23 protein-coding genes and 2 tRNA genes are annotated in these 24,108 nt (G+C 71.7%); 7 read left to right on the top strand and 18 right to left on the bottom strand.

Annotated features, from left to right (window positions below):
- The 3 genes from VGL30_RS07945 to aroA form a co-directional block, all read right to left on the bottom strand.
- On the bottom strand, nucleotides 1–1,122 hold a 1,122-nt coding region (locus VGL30_RS07945; RefSeq protein WP_331538605.1), incomplete at its 3' end, for a 30S ribosomal protein S1.
- 167 nt (nucleotides 1,123–1,289) lie between these two features.
- Complete coding sequence (cmk, locus tag VGL30_RS07940; RefSeq protein ID WP_331538603.1) at nucleotides 1,290–1,940, bottom strand: (d)CMP kinase; 651 nt, start codon at nucleotides 1,938–1,940, stop codon at nucleotides 1,290–1,292.
- A 175-nt stretch (nucleotides 1,941–2,115) separates the two neighbouring features.
- Complete coding sequence (aroA, locus tag VGL30_RS07935; protein ID WP_331538601.1) at nucleotides 2,116–3,429, bottom strand: 3-phosphoshikimate 1-carboxyvinyltransferase; 1,314 nt, start codon at nucleotides 3,427–3,429, stop codon at nucleotides 2,116–2,118.
- A 130-nt stretch (nucleotides 3,430–3,559) separates the two neighbouring features.
- On the opposite strand from aroA, the gene VGL30_RS07930 reads away from it, so the two are divergent.
- The 4 genes from VGL30_RS07930 (at nucleotide 3,560) to VGL30_RS07910 (ending at nucleotide 5,724) form a co-directional block, all read left to right on the top strand.
- Nucleotides 3,560–4,030: a TIGR02300 family protein gene (locus VGL30_RS07930; protein WP_331538599.1), complete on the top strand. Its 471-nt coding sequence runs from the start codon at nucleotides 3,560–3,562 to the stop codon at nucleotides 4,028–4,030.
- 91 nt (nucleotides 4,031–4,121) lie between these two features.
- Nucleotides 4,122–4,197 (top strand) — tRNA-Ala (locus tag VGL30_RS07925).
- Nucleotides 4,198–4,996: 799 nt separating this feature from the next.
- Nucleotides 4,997–5,416: an Hsp20 family protein gene (locus VGL30_RS07915; protein WP_331538597.1), complete on the top strand. Its 420-nt coding sequence runs from the start codon at nucleotides 4,997–4,999 to the stop codon at nucleotides 5,414–5,416.
- Between the two features lie 44 nt (nucleotides 5,417–5,460).
- Nucleotides 5,461–5,724 (top strand): DUF1150 family protein, encoded by a 264-nt coding sequence (locus tag VGL30_RS07910; protein WP_331538609.1) that lies wholly within the window; start codon nucleotides 5,461–5,463, stop codon nucleotides 5,722–5,724.
- 79 nt (nucleotides 5,725–5,803) lie between these two features.
- On the opposite strand, the gene ptsN is transcribed toward VGL30_RS07910, so the two are convergent.
- From ptsN to VGL30_RS07865, 9 genes are all read right to left on the bottom strand, one after another.
- On the bottom strand, nucleotides 5,804–6,277 hold the full coding sequence (ptsN, locus tag VGL30_RS07905; protein WP_331538595.1) for a PTS IIA-like nitrogen regulatory protein PtsN: 474 nt from the start codon (nucleotides 6,275–6,277) through the stop codon (nucleotides 5,804–5,806).
- Nucleotides 6,278–6,336: 59 nt separating this feature from the next.
- Entirely contained in the window at nucleotides 6,337–6,969 is a 633-nt protein-coding gene (gene hpf, locus VGL30_RS07900) for a ribosome hibernation-promoting factor, HPF/YfiA family (RefSeq protein ID WP_331538593.1), read from the bottom strand.
- Nucleotides 6,970–7,000: 31 nt separating this feature from the next.
- Nucleotides 7,001–7,621: an exopolysaccharide biosynthesis protein gene (locus tag VGL30_RS07895; RefSeq protein ID WP_331538591.1), complete on the bottom strand. Its 621-nt coding sequence runs from the start codon at nucleotides 7,619–7,621 to the stop codon at nucleotides 7,001–7,003.
- Between the two features lie 119 nt (nucleotides 7,622–7,740).
- Entirely contained in the window at nucleotides 7,741–9,231 is a 1,491-nt protein-coding gene (rpoN, locus tag VGL30_RS07890) for an RNA polymerase factor sigma-54 (RefSeq protein ID WP_331538589.1), read from the bottom strand.
- Between the two features lie 150 nt (nucleotides 9,232–9,381).
- A complete protein-coding gene (gene lptB, locus VGL30_RS07885; RefSeq protein WP_331538607.1) occupies nucleotides 9,382–10,125 on the bottom strand; it encodes an LPS export ABC transporter ATP-binding protein in 744 nt (247 codons plus the stop codon).
- Nucleotides 10,126–10,147: 22 nt separating this feature from the next.
- Nucleotides 10,148–10,723 (bottom strand): LptA/OstA family protein, encoded by a 576-nt coding sequence (locus VGL30_RS07880; protein ID WP_331538587.1) that lies wholly within the window; start codon nucleotides 10,721–10,723, stop codon nucleotides 10,148–10,150.
- Between the two features lie 14 nt (nucleotides 10,724–10,737).
- Nucleotides 10,738–11,361, bottom strand: a complete 624-nt coding sequence (lptC, locus tag VGL30_RS07875; RefSeq protein WP_331538585.1) for an LPS export ABC transporter periplasmic protein LptC — start codon at nucleotides 11,359–11,361, stop codon at nucleotides 10,738–10,740.
- Between the two features lie 4 nt (nucleotides 11,362–11,365).
- Complete coding sequence (locus VGL30_RS07870; protein ID WP_331538583.1) at nucleotides 11,366–11,983, bottom strand: ribonuclease D; 618 nt, start codon at nucleotides 11,981–11,983, stop codon at nucleotides 11,366–11,368.
- Between the two features lie 86 nt (nucleotides 11,984–12,069).
- Nucleotides 12,070–12,156, bottom strand: a tRNA-Leu gene (locus tag VGL30_RS07865).
- 131 nt (nucleotides 12,157–12,287) lie between these two features.
- On the opposite strand from VGL30_RS07865, the gene VGL30_RS07860 reads away from it, so the two are divergent.
- Both VGL30_RS07860 and VGL30_RS07855 read left to right on the top strand, forming a co-directional pair.
- Complete coding sequence (locus tag VGL30_RS07860; protein ID WP_331538581.1) at nucleotides 12,288–13,256, top strand: complex I NDUFA9 subunit family protein; 969 nt, start codon at nucleotides 12,288–12,290, stop codon at nucleotides 13,254–13,256.
- A gap of 25 nt (nucleotides 13,257–13,281) precedes the next feature.
- Nucleotides 13,282–14,187 carry a sulfotransferase domain-containing protein gene (locus tag VGL30_RS07855; RefSeq protein WP_331538579.1) on the top strand — a complete coding sequence of 302 codons (906 nt, stop codon included), beginning with the start codon at nucleotides 13,282–13,284 and terminating at the stop codon, nucleotides 14,185–14,187.
- 4 nt (nucleotides 14,188–14,191) lie between these two features.
- On the opposite strand, the gene VGL30_RS07850 is transcribed toward VGL30_RS07855, so the two are convergent.
- From VGL30_RS07850 to pgi, 5 genes are all read right to left on the bottom strand, one after another.
- Nucleotides 14,192–14,992, bottom strand: a complete 801-nt coding sequence (locus VGL30_RS07850; protein WP_331538577.1) for an undecaprenyl-diphosphate phosphatase — start codon at nucleotides 14,990–14,992, stop codon at nucleotides 14,192–14,194.
- Nucleotides 14,993–15,689: 697 nt separating this feature from the next.
- Nucleotides 15,690–16,661, bottom strand: a complete 972-nt coding sequence (gene hisG, locus VGL30_RS07845) for an ATP phosphoribosyltransferase (RefSeq protein WP_331538575.1) — start codon at nucleotides 16,659–16,661, stop codon at nucleotides 15,690–15,692.
- The gene (locus tag VGL30_RS07840; RefSeq protein WP_331538573.1) at nucleotides 16,658–17,797 is read right to left on the bottom strand and encodes an ATP phosphoribosyltransferase regulatory subunit; all 1,140 of its coding nucleotides are present in this window, start codon (nucleotides 17,795–17,797) and stop codon (nucleotides 16,658–16,660) included. The genes hisG and VGL30_RS07840 overlap by 4 nt, the downstream gene beginning before the upstream one ends.
- Nucleotides 17,794–19,275 (bottom strand): histidine--tRNA ligase, encoded by a 1,482-nt coding sequence (hisS, locus tag VGL30_RS07835; RefSeq protein WP_331538571.1) that lies wholly within the window; start codon nucleotides 19,273–19,275, stop codon nucleotides 17,794–17,796. Before hisS ends, VGL30_RS07840 begins: the two co-directional genes overlap by 4 nt.
- A 364-nt stretch (nucleotides 19,276–19,639) precedes the next feature.
- A complete protein-coding gene (gene pgi, locus VGL30_RS07830; protein WP_331538569.1) occupies nucleotides 19,640–21,259 on the bottom strand; it encodes a glucose-6-phosphate isomerase in 1,620 nt (539 codons plus the stop codon).
- Between the two features lie 102 nt (nucleotides 21,260–21,361).
- On the opposite strand from pgi, the gene VGL30_RS07825 reads away from it, so the two are divergent.
- Nucleotides 21,362–21,817: a hypothetical protein gene (locus tag VGL30_RS07825; RefSeq protein WP_331538567.1), complete on the top strand. Its 456-nt coding sequence runs from the start codon at nucleotides 21,362–21,364 to the stop codon at nucleotides 21,815–21,817.
- Nucleotides 21,818–21,841: 24 nt separating this feature from the next.
- On the opposite strand, the gene VGL30_RS07820 is transcribed toward VGL30_RS07825, so the two are convergent.
- A complete protein-coding gene (locus VGL30_RS07820; RefSeq protein ID WP_331538565.1) occupies nucleotides 21,842–23,992 on the bottom strand; it encodes a protein-disulfide reductase DsbD family protein in 2,151 nt (716 codons plus the stop codon).
- Nucleotides 23,993–24,108: the final 116 nt, after the last annotated feature.

Genomic DNA, 24,108 nt, shown 5'->3' with positions numbered 1-24,108 from the left:
GCCGATCGGATGCTTCTCCAGGAACTCCTCCCAGGGGTTCTGCATCGCCTGCTTGAGGCCGAGGCTGACGCGGCGCTTGGAGGCGTCGACGTCGAGCACCACGACTTCGACCTCCTGCGAGGTGGAGACGATCTTGCCGGGGTGGACGTTCTTCTTGGTCCAGCTCATCTCCGAGACGTGGACCAGGCCCTCGACGCCGGCTTCCAGCTCCACGAAGGCGCCGTAGTCGGTGATGTTGGTGATGCGGCCCTTGAACTTGGCGCCCACCGGGTACTTGGCTTCCACGCCGTCCCACGGGTCGGACTGGAGCTGCTTCATGCCGAGCGAGATGCGCTGGGTCTCGGGGTTGATCTTGACGATCTGCACCTTGACGGTGTCGCCCACGGCCAGGACCTGGCTCGGGTGCGAAACGCGCTTCCAGCTCATGTCGGTGACGTGCAGCAGGCCGTCGATGCCGCCCAGGTCCACGAACGCGCCGTAGTCGGTGATGTTCTTGACCACGCCTTCGCGGACTTCGCCTTCCTGCAGCTGGCTGACCAGCTCGGTGCGCTGCTCGGCGCGGGCTTCTTCCAGGATGGCCCTGCGGGAGACGACGATGTTGCCGCGCGGGCGGTCCATCTTCAGAATCGCGAAGGGCTGTTCCTTGCCCATCAGCGGGCCCACGTCGCGCACCGGGCGGATGTCCACCTGGCTGCCCGGCAGGAAGGCCGAGGCGCCGCCCAGGTCGACGGTGAAGCCGCCCTTCACGCGGCCGACGATGGCGCCCATGACCGGCTCGTTCTTCTCGTAGACGCCTTCCAGGCGCGTCCAGGCTTCCTCGCGGCGGGCCTTGTCGCGGCTGATGACCGCCTCCCCCAGCGCGTTCTCGACGCGCTCCAGGAACACCTCGACGGAGTCGCCGATCTTGATCGTCGCCTTGTTGTCGTCGTCGACGCCGAATTCCTTCATCAGGACCCGGCCCTCGGTCTTGAGGCCCACGTCGATGATGGCGAAGTCCTTCTCGATGGCCACGACCTTCCCGTGGACCACCTGGCCCTCCATGAAGTCGCGTCCGCCGAGGGACTCGTCGAGAAGCGCCGCGAAATCGTCGCGCGACGGGTTGAGGCTCATGTCGTCAGCCATAGGATGCTTTCATTTCGAATGACGGCAGGACCGGACCGCCCAGGCGGCCGGAGTCCCGGCGTCAGGTTAAGGGTTGCAACCGAAGGCGCGGGAACCCCGCGCGGGTGAATTGCCCGCAGCCGCCCGAGGAAAAGGCGCGGTTGGATTTGCAGGCCGGGGGCTCTCGTCTAAGAGCGCTCCCGGCGCGCGCGCGCCGCCTCGACGATACGGCGGGCCGCATCGGCGGCCTGCTCTATAGTCAATTCCGAGGTGTCCAGCAAGACGGCGTCGGCGGCGCGCACCAGCGGGGCCGCGTCGCGCCCGGCGTCGCGGGCGTCGCGGACACGGATGTCGGCCAGCACGTCGTCCAGCCCCACCGTCTCGCCCTGGCCGGCGAGCTGGCGCCAGCGGCGCTCGGCGCGCACCTCCGGCGTCGCGGTGACGAACAGCTTGGCGGGCGCGTCGGGACAGATGACCGTGCCGATGTCGCGGCCGTCGAGGATCGCGCCGCCGGGCCGGGCCGCGAAGCTGCGCTGGAGGTCGAGGAGCGCGGCGCGCACCGCCGCATGCGCCGCCACCCGGCTGGCCGCCTCGCCGGCCTCGCGGGTGCGGAAGGCCGGATCTTCCAGGGCGCCGGCGTCCAGCCCGCGGGCCACGCGGGCGGCCGCCTCGGCGTCGTCCAGGTCGCCTCCGCCCCGCGCCAGGGCCACGCCCACCGCCCGGTACAGCAGGCCGGTGTCCAGCACCGGGAGACCAAATGCTGCTCCGAGGCGGTTCGCAATCGTCCCCTTGCCGGAAGCCGCCGGCCCGTCGACGGCGATGACGAAGCCAGGCTTCATCCTTTCCTCCCACGTCCCGCAGAGGACGGGGAAGGTAGCGCGCCCCGCACAGGGCGTGACGGAGGGGGCGGCCGGAGCACGGCGCAAGCGGCCGCCCCCTCCACCACCGGCTCTTCGGCCGGCGGTCCCCCTCCTCCGTCCTCTGCGGGACGTGGGAGGAATGGGCCCTGCCTGTTCACGCGATCTCCGCCCCCAGGCCGCGCATCAGCTCCACGAAGCCCGGGAAACTGGTGGCGATCATCCCGGGCTCGTCCACGGCGACGGCCGCCTCGGCGGCCAGGCCCAGCACCAGGTGCGACATGGCGATGCGGTGGTCGCCGTGGGTGGCGACCCGGGCGCCGCCGGCGGCGGGACGCCCGGTCCCGGTGACGGTCAGCCCCGCCGGCTCCTCCTCCACCCCCGCGCTGCAGGCGGCCAGGCCCGCGGCCATCAAGGCGATGCGGTCGCTTTCCTTCACGCGCATCTCACCGACGCCGCGCATGCGGGTGGGCCCGTCGGCGAAGGCCGCCGCCACCGCCAGGATCGGATATTCGTCGATCATCGAGGGCGCCCGCTCCGGGGGGACGTCCACGCCCTTCAGCGCCGAATGCCGCGCGGTGACGTCGCCCACCGGCTCGCCGCCCTGGTCGCGGAGGTTGGCGTAGGCCAGGTCGGCGCCCATCTCGCGCAGGGTCTCGAACAGGCCCGCGCGCAGCGGGTTGAGCAGCACCCCCTCCACCGTCACCTCCGACCCCGGGACCACCAGCGCCGCCACCAGCGGGAAGGCCGCCGAGGAGGGGTCGCCCGGCACGCGGATCGCCGCCCCGCGCAGCTTCTGGCCGGGGGCCAGGCGGATGGTCCGCTCGCCGCCGGCGTCGCTGACCGCCACCGTGGCCCCGAACGCCCGCAGCATGCGCTCGGTGTGGTCGCGGGTGGCCTCGGGCTCGATCACCACCGTCTCGCCCTGGGCGTGCAGCCCGGCCAGCAGCACGGCCGACTTCACCTGCGCCGACGGCACCGGCAGGCGGTATTCGATCGCCTGCAGCCCGCCGCCCTGCAGGGTGAGCGGCAGCCGCCCGCCCGCCCGGCAGACCCAGGACGCCCCCATCTGGCCCAGCGGCCCCAGGATACGGTTCATCGGCCGCCCGCGCAGGCTGGCGTCGCCGGTGAACGTGGCCGCTAGCGCAAAGCCCGCCGCCGCGCCCATGATCAGCCGCACGCCGGTGCCCGCGTTGCCGCAGTCGACGACGTCCGCCGGCTCGGCGAAACCGCCCTTGCCCTGCACCCGCCAGCGCCCGTCGCCCAGCCGCTCCACCACGGCCCCGAAGGCCCGCATGGCCTGGGCGGTGGCCAGCACGTCGTCGCCTTCCAGCAGCCCTTCGACCTCGGTCGTCCCGTCCGCCAGGGCGCCCAGGATCAGCGAACGGTGGGAAATCGACTTGTCGCCGGGGGCGCGGACCACGCCGCGTAGCGGGCCGCCGCGCCGCGCGGTCAGACCTTGCGCCGTCATTGGGAAAAAACGCGCCTCCGGAGGACCTGGGATTCGCAGGGGCTAAGGTTTTGACAGCCGCCCTCGCCCGTGGCAAGGGAGCCGCCTTCCGAGAACCCGCGCATTCCATTGACTTTAGAGGTCGTCGCCTTTGGCCAATCCCGAACTGGGTACGAAGCAGCTCTGTCCCAACTGCCAGGCGAAGTTCTACGACCTGAGCAAACGGCCGGCGCACTGTCCGAAATGCGACACGGAATTCGATCCCGACGAGGCCGTGCGCAGCCGCCGCACCCGCATCCGCGCCGTCGCGCCGGAGCCGGAGGAGGAGCGTGAGGACCTTGTCGCCAAGCGCGAGGTCGAGGACGCCGACGAAGAAGAAGACGACGAGGGCGTGACGCCCGCGCTGGACGCCGCCGTCGACGAACCCGTCCTGGTCGAGGACGAGGACGAGGACGCCGATCCGGTAGCCCCTGCCCCCGTGGAGGACCCCCTCGCCGGCTTCAGCGAGGACGAGGAGGCCCTGGAGGACGACGCCGACGTGCCGTTCCTGGAGGACGACGACGAGGACGAATTCGACGATTCGGAGATCGAGGGCCTGCCGGGCGAGGGCGAGGAACGCTAACCCTGCGAAATTCCCGCGAGAGCGGGCTTGATCGCCGGGCCCGGTTTCAATAGGTTCCGCGCCTTCCCGGCCCGCCGGGACCCGAGACCTCGGGGCTATAGCTCAGTTGGTAGAGCGCTTGAATGGCATTCAAGAGGTCAGCGGTTCGACTCCGCTTAGCTCCACCATGGAGGCCCGCCGGGAAACCGGCGGGCCTTCGCCGCTTTCGGGGGCAGTCGAGCATGGTATCTTGGCGGAACGAAGCCTGAACCCTCCATTTTTGACATCGTTGATGAAGAGGCTGACGCCCGGCGCGAGGCTGAGGCGTTGGCGGACATCGAGGCCGGGCGGGTGTCACGAGGCGATGAAGGCCTGGCTCCTATCCTGGGGCAAGGCGGACGAACTGCCCCCGCCGCAGGTCGGCGACTGACGATTGCATGCAATCGTCTGGACGCGCCAGGCGCGCGACGAACCGGTTGTCCGGCTTCGGGCGCGTCGTCATCTATGTTCCTATTTTGTTCTTGCCAGGCCGCTGCCACCATGCTATCCTGAAGTGCGCCCGGCGCCCTGACGGCGCGCCTGGACAAACCGCTCAAGGTGTTGACCGGTCAACACCCCTGGTCAACACCGCCGATCGCAGCCAACCCCGCTGAGGGCCTTCACAACACAATGACTTTATGGAGAAAATTATCAAACCCCATCCGCGGCCGGCCCTCCGCAGAGGTGTTGTTCGCCAGCGAAAAAGGTGTTTACCGACGTAAGCGTCACGCCGGCGACAGCCCTCGCTACCCCGCCGGCCGCCACGCCTCGACCAGGCGCCGCATCAGCGACTGCGCCCGCCTGTTCAACGTGGTCGCCGACCAGGCGGGCGCAGTCCTGACATTGATTAGATTGGACCGGACACCCACATAGTTGAGGTCCGGACGAGCCGCGCCGCTACAGGGCGGTCCGTCCGGAGAGTCGCTGCAAGAGGACTCGAAGACGACGATGAACCGTAGCGTGATCTTCGACAGCCCGTTCCTGCTGGGCTTCGAGCAGACCCGGGCCCTGGTCGAGCGCGCCGCCAAGGCCGCCGAGAGCTATCCCCCCTACAATGTGGAGGATCGCGGCGATGGGCGGCTGCGGATCACCCTGGCGCTGGCCGGCTTCGCGCCGGACCAGCTCGAGGTGACGCTGGAGGATCGGCAACTGGTCATCGCCGGCCGGCGTGACGGCCAGCCCGGCAAGGACGAGGACGCCTATCTGCACCGCGGCATCGCCGCGCGCGGGTTCGTCCGCACCTTCGTCCTGGCCGACGGCATGATCGTCGACGGCGCTCTCTTGCAGCACGGCCTGCTGCACATCGATCTGGCGCAACCCGAGCCGGAGCGGCACGTGCAGCGCATCCCTATCCGAACGGCCGGCTGAACCGGCGACCGCTCGGCGCGTTGAGTTTTATGGAGGTGGTCATGATGACGCCCGTTATCGATAGGTTGACGACTGAAGCTTTCGCCGCGCTCGGAGGGCCGGACCTGGTCTATGTGCGCCCGGTGAAGGCGGCGGAGATCCTGGCCAGCACCCCCTCGGCGCAGGTCGAGGGCTTCGAACTCGATCCTGAGCAAACGCTCTATGCGGTGCACCGCGCCGACGGACAGCGGCTCGCCGTTCTGACCGACAAGCAGTCCGCCGTCGCCGCCGCTCTGGCCCACGAACTGGCGCCCGTGTCGGTGCACTGATCCTCGCGTCCGGCGCTGGGCCGGCTGCAATTTCCTGGAAAGCAGGCGTAGAAGCCTTCTCCCTCGCGGGAGAAGGCTTCTACGCCGCCGAGATCCTTGCGGAGGCCGCTTCCTGCGCGAGCAGCGCATGGATGGCGTCAGCGGTGCGCGCGTTGCGCAGCTGCTCGCGCAGCTCAGCCTGGCGCAGCAGGCGCGACACCCGCGCCAGCGCCCGCAGGTGCTCCGACCCGGCGTTGGGGTGGGCGAAGAGGGCGAAGACCAGGTCAACCGGCTGGTCGTCGACGGAATCGAAGTCCACCGGATGCTCCAGGCGCACGAACACCCCGCGCATGCGCGACAGCCCTTCCAGCCGGGCGTGCGGCACGGCGACGCCATAGCCCACGCCGGTAGAGCCCGCCTGCTCGCGCTCGACGAGCAGGTCGAGGATGTCGCCCGCCTCCAGGCCGAAGCTGCGGGCGGCGATCTCGGCAATCACGGCCAAGGCCTGGCGCTTGTCCGCCGCCTTGACGCGCAGGGAGATCGCCCCGCGATCCAGGATGTCGCCGATCTGCATGCCAAAACGCCTGTTTAAGATCGATGGTCGGTCCAGGGACCGATCCGGGCGTCCGGCGGCTAGTGGGCGCCTAGGGCGGCGTCACCATCCATCGGCTTGGTGCGTTCCGGGTCGATCCAGCCGATGTTCCCATCCGGGCGGCGGTAGACCACGGACAAACCCCCGTGAGCGGCGTTCCTAAACACGATTGTCTGACTTTCAGTCAAGTCGAGATCCATCACGGCCATGGAAACGGTCATGGTCCGAAGCGGTTTCTCGGTCTCGGCGATGATCATGGCGCCGGGAAGCGCGCCATCCAGCTGCGACAGACCGTCGTCCTCCAGGCCGTCCTCCTCGTCCTCCGGCGAGCGGATGACGAAATAGGCGGCCGCCTCGGCCTGCTTGGCGGCCGCGGCCGGATGGTGGTCCTTCAGCCGCCGCTTGTAGCGCCGGATGCGGGTCTCGATCTTCTCCAGCGCGGCGCTGAAGGCGGCATGCGCGTCGCCGCCCAGGCCGTGGCTCTGCAGCTGCTGGCCGGAAGCGAGGGTGACGGCGCAGTCCACCTTGAAGGCGTGACCCTCGCGCGCGACCACGACGTCGGCGCCGCCGCCCCGCTCGAAGTACTTGCCGATGCTGCTGGTGAGGTCGTCGGACACCCGCATCCGCAGGGCGTCTCCGACATCGACGTGCTTGCCGGTGACTTGGACTTGCATGGCCAATCAACGCGCCGGACCGGGAAAGGTGTCAAGCGCCGCCGATCATCGAGACGAGATGGCGCGCCGCGCCGATGACGACGTGGGCGGCCAGCGCCAGCACCGCCGTGCTGGCGGCGGTCAGGGCATAGCCGGCCAGCGCCAGGGCGCCGTCGCGCTGGACCAGCGCCAGGGAGAAGCCGGCGACCGCGGCGGCCGGCAGCACGTTGCCCAACGGGATGGGCAGGATCAGCACCAGCGCCAGCAGGGTGCAAACCGCCCCCATCAGCCGCTCGCCCACCGGGCCGAACAGGAAGCCCAGCCGTGGGCGCGACACCTTCTCGATGCGTTCCAGGACCGGCAGCAGCCGCTCGCAGGCGTGGCGCAGGTGCTCGGCGCGGATCGTCCGGCCGCGCAGGCCCCGGGGCAGCCACGGCGTCTTGGCGCCCAGCGCCACCTGCGGCGCCAGCAGGACGAGAGGGGCGCCCAGCAGGGTCGACGAGCCCGGCGGCAACGGCAGGGCGCAGGCGACGGCGAACACGAACAGCAACGCCCCGAAGGCGCGCGCGCCGAAGCGGTCGACGAAGACGCTGATCGGGATTTCGCCGTCCAGGGCGGAAAGCCCGCGCAGGATCGCCGAAAGCGGAAGGGCGTCGGTCTCGGCGTCGGCCATGCGGCGTGGGGACTGGGTTCGCGTGCGGAAGTCCTTCCTAGCCGCCGCGGGCCCGCCCCGCCACTGGCAACCGCCGCCGGGCGAAGTCGGCCCGTTCTCTCACCTCGTCGCGCAGCCGCCTACGCCGTCTCCTTCAGCATCCGACGGCGTTCCACCGAAGACGGGATGCGCAGGGCCTCGCGGTACTTGGCCACGGTGCGCCGGGCGATGTCGACGCCGGCTTCCTTGAGGATCTCGACGATGCGGTCATCGGAGTGGACCTCCTCCTCCCGCCGCTCGGCCTCGATCAGCTGGCGGATCTTGTGACGCACGCTCTCGGCGGAATGAGCCTCGCCGCCGGAGCTGGAGGCGATGGCGGAGGTGAAGAAGAACTTCATCTCGAAAACCCCGCGCGGGGTGGAGACGTACTTGGACGAGGTCACCCGGCTGACGGTGGATTCGTGCATGCCGATGGCGTCGGCCACGGTCTTGAGGTTGAGCGGCCGCAGGTGCGTCACGCCGTAAGCCAGGAAGGCGTCCTGCTGGCGGACGATCTCGCTGGCCACCTTCAGGATGGTCTTGGCCCGCTGGTCCAGGCTCTTCATCAGCCAGTTGGCCGAGGCCAGGCAGTCGGCGACGAAGGTCTTCTCCTGGTCCGTCCGCGCCCCGGCGGCGATCCGGGCGTGGTAGCGCTGGTCGACCAGCAGCTTGGGCAGGGTGTCGGAATTCAGCTCCACCAGCCACAGGCCCCCCTGGCCCTCGCGGATGAACACGTCCGGGGCCACCGATTGCACCGGTTCGCCGCCGAAGGCCGCGCCGGGCCGGGGCGTCAGGGCCCGCAGTTCGGCGACCATCTCCTTCAGGTCCTCGTCGTCCACCCCGCAGAGCTTGCGCAGCGCCGCGTGGTCGCGGCGGGCGAGGATGTCCAGGTTGTCCAGCAGCGCAGCCATCGCCGGGTCGAAGCGGTTCTTCTCCTTGAGCTGCAGCGTCAGGCATTCGCGCACGTCGCGGGCGAAGACGCCGGTGGGCTCGAAGCCTTGCAGCACCGAGAGCACGCCCTCCAGGAACGCCTGCGGGCAGCCGAGGCGCTCGGCGGTCTCGGCGAGATCGGCGCGCAGGTAGCCGCCTTCATCCACGGCGTCGATCAGCACCTGGGCGACGGCGGCCTCAGGCCCGGCAAGGCCCGCCACCACCATCTGGTCGGTAAGGTGCTCGGCCAGGGTCTTGGCCCGGGTGAGCGTCCCCTCCAGGCCGTCGGCGTCGCCGTCGAACCCGCCGCCGCGGCCGGCGCGCGACCAGTCGACGCCGCCCCCGACGTCGGCCGCCTCGCCGTCGCCGGTGGCCCGCTCGCCGGGGGAGACCTCGTCGGCGCCGGCGTCCATCTCGGCGGCCGCCGCGCTGTCGGAGACCTGGTCGGTGGAGGTTTCGGCGGCGCTGGACGGACCGGCGGCCGCCTCGGGCTCGGGCTCGCCCTCCTCGCGCTGCAGAAGCGGGTTCCGCTCCAGCTCGGTGTCGACGTAGGCCTCGAGCTCAAGATTCGACAATTGCAGAAGCTTGATCGCCTGCTGCAGCTGCGGGGTGATGACAAGGCCTTGGCCTTGCCGAAGCTCGAGTCGCGCGCTGAGCGCCAAAACAGCCCTCCTGGCCTGGATCTTGCTGTCCAGACTAGGGGCCCATCCCCAACCGATAGTTAACCGCGATCACGGTTCCGACGACCGGGGCGGTTGCGGCGTGGAAAACCCACCTTTCCAGCGCCCCCTGCGGCGCGGGGCCGCAGGCGGTCACCCGTAGCGGTCGCCCAGGTAGACGCGGCGGACTTCCGGATCCTCCACCGCCTGTTCCGGCGTGCCCTCGAACAGGAGCTCGCCCGCGTGGATGATCGAGGCGCGGTCGATGATCTCCAGGGTCTCGCGGACATTGTGGTCGGTGATCAGGATGCCGATCCCCCGTTCCTTCAGGTAGGCGATCACCTCGCGGATGTCGGCGATGGCCAGGGGGTCGATGCCGGCGAAAGGCTCGTCCAGCAGCATGAAGGAGGGCTCGCTGGCCAGCGCGCGGGCGATCTCCACCCGCCGGCGCTCGCCGCCGGACAGCGAATTGGCCGGCGCGTTGCGCAGGTGCTCGATATGCAGCTCCTCTAGGAGCTCGGTCACCGTGCCCTGCGCCTTGCGGGCGTCACGCTCGCGCAGCTCCACCACCGCCATCACGTTCTGCTCCACCGTCATGCCGCGGAAGATCGAGGTCTCCTGCGGCAGGTAGCCCACGCCCATGCGGGCGCGCTGGTACATGGGCTGTTCGGTGATGTTCTCACCGTCCAGGTAGATGGAGCCGTAGTCCACCGGGATCAGGCCGGTAATCATGTAGAAGCAGGTGGTCTTGCCCGCGCCGTTGGGGCCCAGCAGGCCCGCCACCTCGCCGCGGCTGAGCGTCAGCGACACTCCCTTGACCACCGGCCGGCCGCGGAACGACTTGCCGATGTTCTCGACCACTAGGCCGTCGGCGGCGACGGCGGGCGGGGGAGAGATGCGTTCGGGCCTCAAGGGAGCGTCACTGGCCGGCAGCCGGCTGGCCCGCCGGCTGCTGTTCGCTGGGATAGAAGACGCCGCGCACACGGCCGGGCTTGTTGCGCCCCTTCACGTCAGTCTGCATCTGGGCCTCGCCGGACTTGACGTGGATGATCATGCGTCCCCCACGCAGCACGTTCTTGCCCTGCACCGCCACCACGTCGCCGGTGACCACCATCAGGTCGCTGGCCTTGTCGTAGCTGGCGTTGTCGCCGCGGATCCGCTGCTGGGGCGTGACGTAGTAGACGTTGCCGAGGGCCTCGATCTTGGCCACCGCGCCGCAGCTCGGGCCGGCGCCGCCGGGCTTGGGCGGACCCACCAGGTTGTAGATCTTCAGCACGTCGGCCCGCAGCCGGGCGTCGGCCTGCAGCGCTTCGGCCGAGCCGCGCCACACCGCCAGGCATTGGGCGTTAGTGACCTCCAGTTCGTCGGCGGTGAGGTCGATGGGCGCATTGCTGTTGTTACCGCCGCGGGCGAGCTGCGCAGCCGCCGGCGACACGGCCGCCATGGCGACGGCGATCGCCGCCGCCGCCCGCGACATCCACCCCAGCCTCGTCATCCCCATGTCGCCGCCTATTCGGAATCGATGCGGGCGCTCACGCCCCCGGTGAAAACCATGCGATCGCCCTTGTCGTACACGCCATAGGACCTCGCGTTGATTTCTCCAAGGGACCCTGAGCCCTGAATGGGGCCTGAACCGATGAGTTCGCCGGTCTTGGTGTCATAGAGCGAGGCGGCCGTGTCGAGGGCGGTCTGCGGACTGGTGAGCCGCACCCCGCCCTGCAGCTGCAGCTTGAACGTGCCCTCGTGGTAGACGCCCGAGCGGGAGGTCAGCCGCGTCGGGTTTTCTCCGCCCTCGTCGATCACCAGGGCCGGGCGGTCGAGGATCACGCGCTGGAAGTCGCGCTGGTCGCGCACCGCCGACTGGGCGGTGACCACGAAGGCGCGGCCCTTGGCGTCGCGGCCGACGAAGCGCGGGTTCAGCAGGCGGATCGGCCCCTGGTCCGCCGCGGCGGCGACCTCCGCGGTCACGGTGTGGTGCACGACGCTCCCCACCAGGCCGGCGAAGATCAGCGCGATCAGCACCGGCAGGAGGATCCGCAGGGTCCGGATCAGCCGCGAGCGGCGGCGCCAGCGCTCGAAGTCCCGCCGCCTGGGCGGGGCTGCCGGGACGGTGAGGCTGGAGGCGTCCGCCATGCGGTCAGCTGTGGGCGAAGATGTCGACGTCTTCCCAACCGGCCTCGTCCAGCAGGGCGCGGTGCGGCAGGAAGGAGAAACAGGCGCGAGCCAGCGCGTCGCGACCTTCCCGCGCCAGCATCTCGTCCAGGCGGGCGCGCACCGCGTGCAGGTGCAGGACGTCGGAGGCCGCATAGGCCAGCTGCTCGTCGGAGAGCTTGGCCGTCCCCCAGTCGGAGCTCTGCTGGGCCTTGGAAAGATCGACGCCGGCCAGCTCCTTGACGACGTCCTTCAGCCCGTGGCGGTCGGTGTAGGTCCGCGCCAGCTTCGAGGCGATCTTGGTGCAGTAGACCGGCCCGGTCAGCACGCCGAGGTAGCGGTGGAACATGCCGATGTCGAAGCGGCCGAAGTGGAAGATCTTCGTCACCGCCGGGTCGGCCAGCAGGCGCTTCAGGTTGGGCGCGTCGTAGGCCGGCCGCCGGAGCTGCACCACATGGGCGTCGCCCTGGCCGTCGGAGAGCTGCACCACGCAGAGCGGGTCGCGCCCGATGCGCAGGCCCATGGCCTCGGAGTCCACCGCCACCGCGGCCACGCCCGCGAGCGCGCCGTCCGGGAGGTCGCCGTCATGCAGGAATATCGCCAAGCTCGCTCCGACGGTCAGCGCTGCGCCAGGGGCGCGAGCCTCGCATGTCCGGGCCAGGACCGAAAGGCGGCGCGTCCACCGGCGGGTGGTGCCCAGGAAAGGACTCGAACCTTCACGGCCGTTAAGCCACTGGCACCTGAAGCCAGCGCGTCTACCAATTCCGCCACCTGGGCCCCGTCCGTCGGATCGGGAGCGGACAGATAGGGCGCCGTCTCCGGCCGGTCAACGGCGGGCTTCGCCTCAGATTGCGGCGGAGGTCCGCATCGTCTATCCGCATGCTCGGGAAGCCGCAGGATCCAACCGCATGCAAAACCTAGTGACCGTCTTCGGAGGCTCGGGCTTCGTCGGCAGCCAGGCGGTCCGTGCGCTGGCCAAGCAGGGCTGGCGGATCCGGGTGGCGGTGCGCCAGCCGAACCTCGCCTACGAGATGCGCCTGCACGGCGACGTCGGCCAGGTGGACATCATCCAGGCCAACGTCCGCAACGAGGCCTCCGTGCGCCGCGCGCTGGAGGGGGCGAGCGCCTGCGTCAACCTGGTGGGCGTGCTCTACGAGACCGGCCGCCAGAAGTTCCAGGCCTTGCACGCCATGGGCGCGAAGACGGTGGCGACCGCCGCCAGGCTGCAGGGCGCGACCCGGTTCGTGCAGATGTCGGCCCTGGGCGCCGACCCCGACGCACCGTCCGGATACGCCCGCAGCAAGGCCATGGGCGAGGCCGCCGTGCGCGAGACCTTCCCCGAGGCGGTGGTCCTGCGGCCCTCCATCGTGTTCGGCCAGAACGACGCCTTCTTCAACCGCTTCGCCGCCATGGCGCGGCTGAGTCCGGTGCTGCCCCTGGTGGGCGCGGCCACGCGGCTGCAGCCGGTGTTCGTAGGCGACGTGGCCCGCGCCGTCGTCCGCATGCTGGCCGAGCCGCAGGCCGCCGGCCGCACCTACGAGCTCGGCGGACCTGCGCAGTACGACTTCCGCCGGCTGATGGAGCTGATGCTGGCCGAGATCCACCGCCGCCGCATCCTCCTGCCGCTGCCCTTCCCGGTGGCGGCCCTGATCGGCAAGGGCGGCGACCTGATCGCCGGAGCGGGCCTGAAGCCGCCGCTCACCTCCGACCAGGTGGAGATGCTGCGGCGCGACAACGTGGTCAGCGGAACCTGCCCGGGCCTGGCCGACCTCGGCCTGACGGCCACGACGCTGGAGGCGGTGCTGCCCACCTATCTCTACCGCTATCGCAAGGGCGGCCAGTTCGCCGACCAGGAGGAACGCGTCGCTGCCGTATGACGGCCGACCAAGGGGGAAATCCAAGATGAGCGAGACAGCGATCGCCTGGCCGCGCAAGACGCGCGAGATCCACAACCATCACATGGACTCCACCGTCTGGAACGACTTCCTGTTCCGCAACGACGACGTGATCGTGGCCACCTACGCCAAGTCCGGCACCACCTGGACGCAGCAGATCGTCGGCCAGCTGGTGTTCCAGGGCGACGGGGCCATCGCGATCCATGAGATCTCCCCCTGGCTCGACCTGCGGATCATGCCGCCGGACACCAGGGCCGCGCTCGCCGCCCAGACCCACCGGCGGATCATCAAGACCCACCTGCCGGTGGACGCCCTCGTGCTCTCGCCCGAGGCCCGCTACCTCTACATCGGCCGCGACGGACGCGACGTGCTGTGGAGCCTCTACAACCACCACGCCAACGCCAACCAGCTCTGGTACGACGCGCTCAACGACACGCCCGGCCGGGTCGGCCCGCCGATCGAGCGCCCCGACCCCGACATCCGCAGCTACTTCCGCACCTGGCTGGAGCGGGACGGCCATCCGTTCTGGTCCTACTGGGAGAACGTCGCCAGCTGGTGGGCGGCGCGGGACCTGCCCAATGTCAGGCTGGTGCACTTCGACCGGCTGAAGGCCGACCTGGCCGGCGAAATGCGCGCCATCGCCGACTTCCTGCAGATCGACATCCCGGCCGAGCGCTGGCCGACCCTCGTGACCCACTGCACCTTCGACTACATGAAGAGCCATGCCGAACAGATGGCCCCCCTGGGCGGGGCGATCTTCGAAGGCGGCGCCAAGACCTTCATCAACAAGGGCGTCAACGGCCGCTGGCGCGACGTGCTCAGCTCCGAGGAAAGCGCCGCCTACGAGGCGGCCGCCCTGGAAAAGCTCGGCCCCGACTGCGCCCGCTGGCTCGCGACAGGCGAGGGAGCCTGACCCTTCACCGCATCGCCAGCCAGGCCAGCCCGGCCGCCCCCACCACGATCCGCCACCAGGCGAAGAGGGCGAAGCCGCGCTTGGAGACCACGTCCAGCATCCAGCGGATCACCACCACCGCCACCACGAACGACACCGCGAAGCCCAGGCCGATGACGCCCGCGTGGTTCAGGTCGATGGCCTTGCGGTTCTCCCAGGCGTCCAGCGCGAAGGCCGCGGCCATGGTGGGGATGGCGAGGAAGAAGGAGAACTCGGCCGCCGCCCGCTTCTCCACCCCCAGCAGCATCGAGCCCACGATGGTGGCGCCGGAGCGCGAGACCCCGGGGACCAGCGCCAGGCACTGGAAGATCCCCACACCCAGCGCCGTCAGCCAGCCCAGCTGCGTTGCGTCGCGCTGGCGGGGCCTGGGCGCATAGCGGTCCACCGCCAGGAGGGCGATGCCGCCGACCACCAGCGAGATGCAGATCACCTGCGGGCTGGCGAACAGCACCTTCTTGACCACGTCGTGAAAAGCCAGGCCGGCGAACACCGCCGGCAGGAAGGCCACGAGGACGCTGAACGCGAACCGCCGCGCCGCCGGATCGGTGGGCAGGCCGGTGAGCGCCTTCCACAGCTTGGCGAAATAGAGCGCCACCACCGCCAGGATCGCCCCCAGCTGGATCAGCACCACGAAGGTGTCCCAGAACCCGTCCGGCAGGCCCAGCAGTTCCTTGGCGAGCAGCAGGTGCCCCGTGGAGGAGACCGGAACGAACTCCGTCAGGCCTTCCACCACCCCCAGAATGATGGCGTAGATCCAGTCCGACACGGCGGCCTCCTGAGCGCGGCAAGGCGTTCATACATCGTAAGTTGGGTAAACAGGCCGTTCATGATGATCCGGCCCCATGGTGGATCAGTGCGCCCCTCCCTCCCCCGCTTGGAAAGGGAAGAGCCGGCGTCGGCCGGCGATGGAGTGGGGAATTGCTGAGGCAAGGGTCTTCCGGCCCGGCCGCTGCCGACGCAGTGTCCACCCTCCGGCAGGGCTATCGCACAGCGGCCCCGATGTCGAAAGCTATCGGCCGTCAGGCTGAGGGGCCTTTCCAGCGCGGCCGCCTGCCTCCTCCACCAGCCTTCGGCGGTTCCCCGCCCGCAGTGGGGAAAGATCTGAAAGGGCCGCCGCCGTATGCGATAGCCCCGCCCTTCAAGGGGGGTCGCAGCTCGCGCGCCATCCAGCGGCCAGTTTTGACCCTATGGTCAAAACTGGCCGCTGACAAAAATTTGGCCCGTTGCGGGGGATAGTCGCAACGGGCCAAACTTGAGCATTCGTTCATTTTTAAGAGGGCGTTTCCTCCCCGAAACGCCGGAGACCGTCGGACTTGTCGCCGTCTTGTCTCTCGCCATGTGACAAAACGGCAATTTTTCTCCAGTGTCAACCGGCGCTTGGCTTTGCGTGCGCTGAAAGGCCAACAGAATTCCGCGATCACGGCAATCTTGACACAGTTATCAGTGTTTTTTTGACCAATTCGTCAGAATATCCGTCCCGCCGCCCGCAGCCGGACGAGCAGCTCGTCGTAGGGACGGCAGGCGATGTCGAACACGAAGTCCGGCCGGGCCGAGGTGACGGGTCCGGCCCCTGCCGCCGTCAGGGACGCCGCCGCCGAGGGCGCCCGGTCGGCGTCGATCAGCAGGCCGTTGGGCCGCCGGCCGGCGCCGGCCGCCACCAGGGCCTCCACCGCCGCCGCCTCCGCCGCTCCGTCGTCGGCCGCCCACACCAGAGTGGCCCGCGTCCGCGCCGCCGCCCGCGCCTCCACCACCCGCAGCAGCCGCTCTGCGGCTGCGAGCCGCCGCAGGTCCCAGTCGGCCCGCAAGCTGGCGGCGAGCTGGAACTGGCTGCGCAGGATCAGCCCGTCGGACAGCACCTTCAGTCCGTTGGCCGCCAACGTGGCCCCGGTGGTGGTGATGTCCACGATCAGCTCGGCGGCGCCGGCGGCCGGCGCCCCCTCGGTCGCCCCGCCGGATTCGACGATCCGGTAGTCGGCCACCCCGTGGCGGGCGAAGAAGCCGCGGGTCAGCGCCAGGTACTTGGTGGCCACCCGCAGCCTGCGGCCAGTGCGCGCCAGGTAGTCGTGCGCCACGTCCTCCAGGTCGGCCATGGTCTCCACGTCCAGCCAGCTCCGGGGCGCGGCCACCACCAGGTCGGCGCGGCCGAAGCCCAGGGCGCGCAGGAACAGCACCCGCTGCTCCACGTCGCCGCCCCGCTCGCGCAGCAGGTCCTCGCCGGTGGCCCCCAGGTGGACCTCGCCGCAGTCCAGCGCATCGGCGATGTCGCCGGCGGACAGCAGCCGCACCTGGACATCGTCCAGCCCCCTCAGGCTGGCGAGATAGCCGCGCGCCCCGCCGGTCAGCTTCAGGTCCAGGCCGCAATCGGCGAGCCAGGCCTCCACCTGCTCCTTGGTGCGGCCCTTCGACGGCAGGCCGATGATCAGGGGCTCGCTCATGCCTCGCCTCCGGCGTAGGCCCGCCAGGGCCGCACCACGCAGCCCACCGCCCGCATGTCCGCCGTCCCGCCCAGCCGGGCGAGCAGCCCGTCATAGCGGCCGCCGGAGGCCACCGGCCGATCGCCGTCCAGCGCGGCGCTGCGGATCTCGAAGGTCAGACCGTCATAATAGTCGAAGGCGTGGCCGAGCGCCGCGGCGAAGCGCAGGCGCGCACCCGGAACCCGGGCGGTCAGGTCCGCAAGCCGCGTCCGCCAGGCCGCCAGCGCCGCATCCACCGCCGGCGAGACCGCGCCGGCCGCGGCCTTGACCTGCGCCAAGGCCGCCTGGGGTTCGTCGGAGATGGCCAGGAACCGGCGCACCGCCTCGGCCTGCTCCGGCGCCAGGGCCGGGGCCCGCGCCGCCTCGGCCCGCCGCACCAGCCGCTGGGCGATCTCGGCCGGCCCGCGCCCGCCCACCGGCTCGACGCCGGCCAGGGCCCAGACCTCACGCAGCAGCTCCGCAGCCTGCGCCTCCGGGAGGCCCGCCAGCCGCGCGGCCAGTTCGCCGCCGCCACGCCCGGCGGCCGCCCCGCCGCCCGCCCGGGCCAGCTCGGCCTGCAACAGGCGCGGGCGCCCCGCCACCCGCTTCAACCGCGCCGCCAGCGCGTCCGGCAGGGCCAGGTCCTCGATGAAGGCCCCGAACAACCCGACGTCGCCCAGCCAGAGCGTCAGGTCCCGGCGCCCGCCGGCCGCCGCGGCCGCCCAGGCCAGGGCGGCGATCTCCACGTCGGCGGCCGGCGGCGCAGCCGCGCCGTCCACGTCGAACCGTTCCAGACCCAGCTGCAGGAACTCCTCTGGCCGGTCGCCGCCGGGCGAGGCGCGGAACGCCTTGCCCTCATAGGTGTAACGGCCTCCCGCCGCCCCGCCCTCCAGGTGCTGGCGGGCGATGGCGACGGTGAAGTCGGGCCGCAGGCAGGCCTCGGCGCCGCCCTCCGCCTGCACCACGAACAGCCGCGCGCGCATGGCCTCCCCGGCCAGGTCGAGCAGCAGGCCAAGGGGCTGCAGGATCGGCGCGTCGACCGACACGGCGCCGGCCGCGGCAAACGGGGCGCGGATCGCCGCCAGGGCGTCGTCGGGAACGCGCGGTTCGGTTCTCACGGTCGGGCCTCGAGGATGCGGCGGATCTGGTCCACCAGCTCGCCCCGCGGCACGGTCACCTGGCCCGGGCGCTGCTCGCGCCAGGCGGCGTTGTCGCTGACGCCGGCCGAAAGCGCCCGGCCCAGGTCCAGGTCCTTGATGGTCACCGTCCCGGCCGCGATCTCGTCGCCGCCCAGGATCACCGCGGCGGGCGCCATGCGCCGGTCGGCGTACTTCATCTGCGGCCGCATGCCGGAGGAGCCGAGGTAGACCTCGGCGGCGACGCCCGCGGCCCGCAGCTCGCCGGCCGCGGCGAAGTATTCGCCCATGTGCGACTGGTCGAAGGCGATCACCACCACCGGTCCGCGGGCCTGGACGCCTTGAGCGCCCGCGACCGCCCGCAGCGCCAGCGCCAGGCGGGAGACGCCAAAGGAGAAGCCGGTGGCCGGAACCCGCTCGCCGGTGAACCGCGCCACGAGGTCGTCATAGCGGCCGCCGCCGCCGATCGAGCCAAGGCGTATCGGCTGGCCCGCCTCGTCCTCGGCGTCGAAATGCAGTTGGGCCTCGAAAACCGCGCCTGTGTAGTATTCAAGCCCGCGCACCACGGCCGGGTCGATGGCCGCCAGATCGTCGCCGACGCCCAGGGCGGTCAGCGCAACGTTTATGGCGTCGAGGTCCTTCAGCCCCTCGACGCCCTCCGCCGAACCGCCCACCACGGCCGCCAGCCGCTGCAGGGTCTCGGCCCGCCCGCCCCCGCCGGCGGCGGTGAACGCCAGCACCGACTCGGCCGCCGCGGTCCCGAGGCCCGCTCCCTTCGTGAAGGCGCCGGATTCGTCGAGCCGCCCCGCGCCCAGCAACAGCCGCACGCCGTCCGGCCCCAGGCGATCCAGCTTGTCCACCGCCCGCAGCACGGCCAGCTTCTGGCCGTCGTCCGTCACCCCCGCCGTGGCCATCAGGCCGTTCAGCAGCTTGCGGCTGTTGATCTTCAGCTGGTAGGCGCCCGCCGGCAGGCCGGCCGCGGCGAAGCCCTCCGCGGCCATGGCGATGATCTCGGCGTCGGCCTCGGGCCGGGCGGAGCCCACGGTGTCGGCGTCGCACTGGGTGAACTCGCGGAACCGCCCCGGCCCCGGCTTCTCGTTGCGCCACACCGTGCCCGTCGCATAGCGGCGGAACGGCTTGGGCAGGGTCTCCCAGTTCTGGGCGCAGAACCGGGCCAGCGGCGCGGTCAGGTCGTAGCGCAGCGCCACCCACTGCTCGTCGTCGTCCTGCAGGGCGAAGACGCCTTCGTTCGGGCGGTCGGCGTCCGGCAGGAACTTGCCGAGCGCGTCGGCGTACTCCAGCGCCCCGGTGTCCAGCGCCTCGAAGCCGTAGCGCTCGTAGACCGCCGTCACCGCGGCCAGGATGCGGCGCTCGGCGACAAGGTCGCGGGCGCGGCGGTCGAGGAAGCCGCGGGGCGCTCGCGCTTCAGGTCGTGAGGCGTCTTTCGGGGCGTCGGTCATGTCGTCGAGATCCGGTTGTCGGTCGACGGACGGGGCGGCGGGCGGCAGGCCCCGTCCGGTTTCGGGCGGGGCGGTGCTGCGATCGCGTCAGGCCGCACGATCGCCATCCGTCCCGCACAGGCAGGTCGGATGGTGGCGGCGGCGGAGGGCGGCGATCAGCGTCATGGCGGGCCGGCCTATAGCCGAGCCGGGCCCGAAAATCCACCCCCGGGGGGCCCGGGCACAATCTTTCGAACGTCATCCTCGGCTGAAGCGCGAAGCGCGGAACGCCAAGGACCCATGAACACCGAGGTCCAGGCTATTCCGCTGAGTCGGTGTTCATGGTGGCCGGGACAAGCCCGCCATGACGTCCGGAAATATGGTCTCACCCCGGCGCCAGCCGCGCCATCAGGTCGGCCGTCGACGGGTCGTGCGCGCCCGTCGCGCCGGCGCCCCACTCGCCGAGGATGCGCGCGGCCAGGGTCTTGCCCAACTCCACCCCCCACTGGTCGAAGCTGTTGATCCCCCAGAGCACGCCCTCCACGAAGGTCTTGTGCTCGTAGAGCGCCAGCAGCGCGCCCAGGCTGCGCGGATCCAGCCGCTGCAGCAGGATGAAGCTCGACGGCCGGTCGCCGGGGAAGGTCCGCTGCGGAGCCAGCATCTCGATGGTCGCCGGGTCGCGGCCCGCCTGGGCCAACTCGGCCCGCACCTCGGCCTCGCTCCGCCCCACCATCAGCGCCTCGGCCTGGGCGATGGCGTTGGCCAGGAGCTTGGTCTGGGCGGCGGGACCGCCCTCGCGGGTCTCGCGCACCGCCACGAAGTCCACCGGCACCACGTCGGTCCCCTGGTGCAGCAGCTGGAAGAAGGCGTGCTGGCCGTTGGTGCCGGCGTCGCCGAACACCACCGAGGCGGTCGCCTGCGAGACCGGCGTCCCGTCCGTCCGCACCCGCTTGCCGTTGGACTCCATCTCCAGCTGCTGCAGCCAGGACGGCAGCAGCCGCAACCGCTGGGCGTAGGGGACGACAGCGCGGGCCGGGCGGCCCAGGCCGTTGCGGTTGAACACATGCGCCAGCGCCAGCAGCGCCGGCGCATTGACGGCCAGCGGCGCCTGGACGAAATGGGCGTCCATCGCCGCCGCCCCGTCGAGCAGTTCGCGGAAGGCCTCGAAGCCGAGCCCGGTCGCTACCGACAGGCTCACCGCCGACCATACCGAATAGCGCCCGCCCACCCACTCGCCGAAGCCGAACACCTGGTCCGCCGGGACCCCGAACGCCCGGGCGACCTGTGGCGCCGCCGAGACCGCGGCCAGGTGCGCGTCCCCGGCCTTGCCCAGGCCGGCGCGCAGCCAGGCCCGGGCGGCCTCGGCGTTGGCGAGGGTCTCCAGCGTCGTGAAGGTCTTGGAGACCACCACCACCAGGGTGCGGGCGGGGTCGAGGCCCACCAGGGCCGCGGCCAGCTCCGAGGGGTCGACGTTGGCGGCGAAGCGTAGCTCGATGGCCGGCTCCAGCGGCTTCAGCGCCTCCCACGCCAGCCGCGGCCCGAGGTCCGAGCCGCCGATGCCGATGTGGACGATGGCCGTGAACGCCTGCCCCGTCGCGCCCTTGCACGCGCCCGAGCGGACAGCGGCGGCGAAGGCGGCGATGGCGGCCAGCGTCGCCTCGACCTCCCCCGACACCGGGACGCCCGCGTTGCGGAAATCGGCGCCCGCCGGGGCCCTGAGCGCCATATGCAGCACCGCGCGGTTCTCCGAGCGGTTGATCGGCTCCCCCGCGAACAGCCGGGCCCGCGCGCCCTCCACGTCGGCGGCGCGCGCCAGTTCCAGCGCCGCCTCGAGATCGGCGTTGGACCAGGGCTGCTTGGAGAGGTCGAGGCGCAGGCCGGCGGCCTCGACGGCGAAGGTCGCCAGCCGGTCCGGCTCGGCGGCGAACAGATCCAGGATGCGGCGGCTGCGGGCGGCGGCCGCGCCGGCCAGCAGCGGCGTCCAGGCGGTGGTGAGATCGCGCATTCGGTGCTCCTGTGCCCGCCCGGTAGGATCGCGTTTACCCTAAGGCGATAGCAAAGCAACGCCCGCACGTGCGGGTTCCGCGCCCTTCGAAAGGACTGCCCAATGTCCTGCGACGCCGCCGCCGCCGCTGTCTATCTTTGGCTCGCCGCCGCCTCTCCGATGGCGGCGACGCCGGTCACGAGTCCCCAGGTCGCCGCGCCTTCCGGCGCCGTGGCCTACGAGCCGCTGTTCGCCGACATCGTCCAGCGCGCCAGGCGGCTGAAGTCCGAGGTCGAGGGCTTCCGCGCCGCCCACGGCGCCGTGCCCGAGGCCTTCCGGACCGAGGTCCGCGCGCTGTCCGACCTGGACATGAAGGGCCACGTCACCCTGGCCGCGCGCGGCACGGACGGCGACCTGAAATGCATCCTGAAAGGCATCTCCCAGGACCTGCCCCTGAAGCTCGAGGCGCTCGACGCCGCCAAGTCGCCCAAGGACCGCGACATGGCGCTCGCCGACCTCGCCTACCTGCTGAACGACAACGTCGAAGTCATCACCGCCCCGCCGAAGCCGCCGGTTTAGAGCGGACCTCCGAAACCCCGCTCCTCAGCGCCCGGAGGCCCTGGCGAGCGCCGCCTCCACCGTCCCCTCGGTGAGGATCTGCGGCAGCACCGCCGGCTCGCCGCCCTTCGCTCCATAGACCAGGTAGAGCGGCACCCCCGCCCGGCCGTGCCGCGCCAGCTCGGCGGCGATCCCCGCGTCCCGCCGGGTCCAGTCGCCCTTCAGGTAGAGGGCGTTCGCCCTGGCGAAGGCCCGGGCGACGCGGGGGCTGGAGAGGGCCGCCCGCTCGTTGACCTGGCAGGTGACGCACCAGGCGGCCGTGAAGTTGACCAGCACCGGCCGGCCCTCGGCCTGCGCCGCCGCCAGCCGCCCGGCGCTGTAGGGCTCCGAAGGGACGCGGCCCTCGGCCTGCGCCGCCGCCGGCCCCGCCCCGTAGCCCGGCCAGACGACGCCCGCAGCAGCAGCGAGCGCCACGACAACGCCAAGCCCCGCCGTCAGCACCGGGCGTCCCCCCGCCGCCCGCCGCCGCTGGGCGATCCCCAGCAGCCAGGCGGCGAAGGCGAAGGCGACGCCGGCGGCCAGCAGCCGCCCCAGGCCCGCAGGTCCGGCCTGGATCGACAGCACCCAGGCGAGCCACGCCGCGGTCCCGTACATCGGAAAGGCCATCAGCCGCTTGAACCCCTGCATCCAGGGGCCCGGCTTCGGCAGGTGCGACAGGAGGTCCGGGACGAAGGCGGCGGCGGCGAACGGCAGGCCGAAGCCCAGGCCCAGCGCCGCGAACACCGCCAGCGCCGCGGGCGGACTCTGCGTCAGCGCCCAGCCCAGGGCCGGGGCCATGAAGGGCGCGGTGCAGGGCGCGGCCACCAGCACCGCCAGCGCCCCGGTCGCCGCGGCGCCCGCAATCCCGCCGCGGCCCGCCGCCCGGCCGCCGACCCCCTGCAGCGAGGCGCCCACCTCGAACAGGCCGGACAGGTTCAGCGCCACCGCCAGCATCAGCAGCGCCAGCCCCGCCACCACCGGCGGCGCCTGCAGCTGGAACCCCCAGCCCACCGCCGCGCCCCCGGCGCGCAGGGCGATCATCAGCCCGGCCAGCGCCAGGAAGGCCGCCAGCACGCCCCCCAGGAACGCCAGCCCCTGGGCGCGCGCCGCCGCCCGTTCGTGCGCGTGGCCGGCCAGCGACGCCGCCTTCATCGCCAGGATCGGGAATACGCAGGGCATCAGGTTCAGCACGATCCCCCCGGCCAGCGCCAGCAGGGCCGCGGCGGCGAGCCCCAGGCCGGGCCCGGCGGGCGTCGCGGCGGCGTCCTCCCCTGCCTGCGGCTCTGCAGCTACCGGACCCAGGCCCGCCGCGCCGGCCGGCGGCGGCCCCGCCCGCGCCTCGATCTCATAGGCCCTGGCGCCCAGCGACAGCACGCCGGCCAGCACTTCCGGCGCCTGGCCGCCCCTGAAGTCGTAGCCCGCGGCAATGGTCAGCGTCAGACCCTGCGGCCCGCGTTCGATCGCCTGCGGGGCGGTCTGGTCGATGACCGCGCCCTTGAACGGAAAGAAGTAGGCGCGACCGAGGTCGACCCCCGCCAGCGGCGCGCCGGCCACCGCCAGGACGACATGGCCGGCCTCGTGGGTGAAGGCGGCCTGCAGTCCGGCCGGGCGCGGCGCCTCGGCGACCGCCTTGGCGATGGCCGCCGACCAGCGGTGATCCGGCGGCGGCGGCGTCGCGGTCACTGGCAGCGTCAGCGTCAGCGCCGCGTCCTCCGGCACGCAGATCTCGGCGCAGACCAGGAAGGCGGCGGCGGCCTGCAGGACGGCGGTCTCGCCGGGCCGGGCGCCGGCCGGCGCCGTCACCGCCACCGGCAGCAGCACCTCGTCCTCATAGACGTAGTTCATCAGGGCCACCGCGCCCGAGCGGGTGACGAAGCGTCGCGGCGCGGGCCAGACGATCGGCCCGGCGGTCCAGCCGGCCGGCAGGGTCCATCTGAGCCGGGTCGCCTCGCCGGCGTCGCCAGGGTTGCGCCAGTAGGTGTGCCAGCCCTTCCGGATCTTCTGGCGCAGGGCCAGTTGCAGGGTTTCGCCCGGCGCGATCCCCTGGCGCTCGGCGACCAGTTCGGCGGCGAGGTGGCCGGTCTCGACCGGCGCGGCGCGGGCGGCGGGGCCTGCCAGGACCAGGGCGAGGGCCAGCCCTGCCAACAGACGCATCATGCCATGCTCCAAACCCACCCGCCCGGCCGCTATATGGCGCGGGCGGCACGGCGGCGCAAAGCGGTCTCGACTTCCCCCGCCGCGCGGCCATGATCGGCGAATCGGGGTCAGGGGAG

Origin of the sequence: Phenylobacterium sp. (assembly GCF_036502675.1) — a bacterium.
Classification (GTDB): Bacteria; Pseudomonadota; Alphaproteobacteria; order Caulobacterales; family Caulobacteraceae; genus Phenylobacterium.
This window is presented reverse-complemented; position numbering and strand designations above follow the sequence as displayed.

Excerpts from the sequence above, each read along its gene's own strand:
- aroA (WP_331538601.1), bottom strand. The coding sequence starts at position 3,429 with ATGACGGCGCAAGGTCTGACCGCGCGGCGCGGCGGCCCGCTACGCGGC.
- VGL30_RS07880 (WP_331538587.1), bottom strand. The coding sequence starts at position 10,723 with ATGACGAGGCTGGGGTGGATGTCGCGGGCGGCGGCGGCGATCGCCGTC.
- VGL30_RS07895 (WP_331538591.1), bottom strand. The coding sequence starts at position 7,621 with ATGGCCGACGCCGAGACCGACGCCCTTCCGCTTTCGGCGATCCTGCGC.
- cmk (WP_331538603.1), bottom strand. The coding sequence starts at position 1,940 with ATGAAGCCTGGCTTCGTCATCGCCGTCGACGGGCCGGCGGCTTCCGGC.
- VGL30_RS07915 (WP_331538597.1), top strand. The coding sequence starts at position 4,997 with ATGAACCGTAGCGTGATCTTCGACAGCCCGTTCCTGCTGGGCTTCGAG.
- pgi (WP_331538569.1), bottom strand. The coding sequence starts at position 21,259 with ATGCGCGATCTCACCACCGCCTGGACGCCGCTGCTGGCCGGCGCGGCC.
- hpf (WP_331538593.1), bottom strand. The coding sequence starts at position 6,969 with ATGCAAGTCCAAGTCACCGGCAAGCACGTCGATGTCGGAGACGCCCTG.
- VGL30_RS07820 (WP_331538565.1), bottom strand. The coding sequence starts at position 23,992 with ATGATGCGTCTGTTGGCAGGGCTGGCCCTCGCCCTGGTCCTGGCAGGC.
- VGL30_RS07860 (WP_331538581.1), top strand. The coding sequence starts at position 12,288 with ATGCAAAACCTAGTGACCGTCTTCGGAGGCTCGGGCTTCGTCGGCAGC.
- VGL30_RS07825 (WP_331538567.1), top strand. The coding sequence starts at position 21,362 with ATGTCCTGCGACGCCGCCGCCGCCGCTGTCTATCTTTGGCTCGCCGCC.
- ptsN (WP_331538595.1), bottom strand. The coding sequence starts at position 6,277 with ATGCAGATCGGCGACATCCTGGATCGCGGGGCGATCTCCCTGCGCGTC.
- lptC (WP_331538585.1), bottom strand. The coding sequence starts at position 11,361 with ATGGCGGACGCCTCCAGCCTCACCGTCCCGGCAGCCCCGCCCAGGCGG.
- hisS (WP_331538571.1), bottom strand. The coding sequence starts at position 19,275 with ATGACCGACGCCCCGAAAGACGCCTCACGACCTGAAGCGCGAGCGCCC.
- VGL30_RS07910 (WP_331538609.1), top strand. The coding sequence starts at position 5,461 with ATGACGCCCGTTATCGATAGGTTGACGACTGAAGCTTTCGCCGCGCTC.
- hisG (WP_331538575.1), bottom strand. The coding sequence starts at position 16,661 with ATGAGCGAGCCCCTGATCATCGGCCTGCCGTCGAAGGGCCGCACCAAG.
- VGL30_RS07855 (WP_331538579.1), top strand. The coding sequence starts at position 13,282 with ATGAGCGAGACAGCGATCGCCTGGCCGCGCAAGACGCGCGAGATCCAC.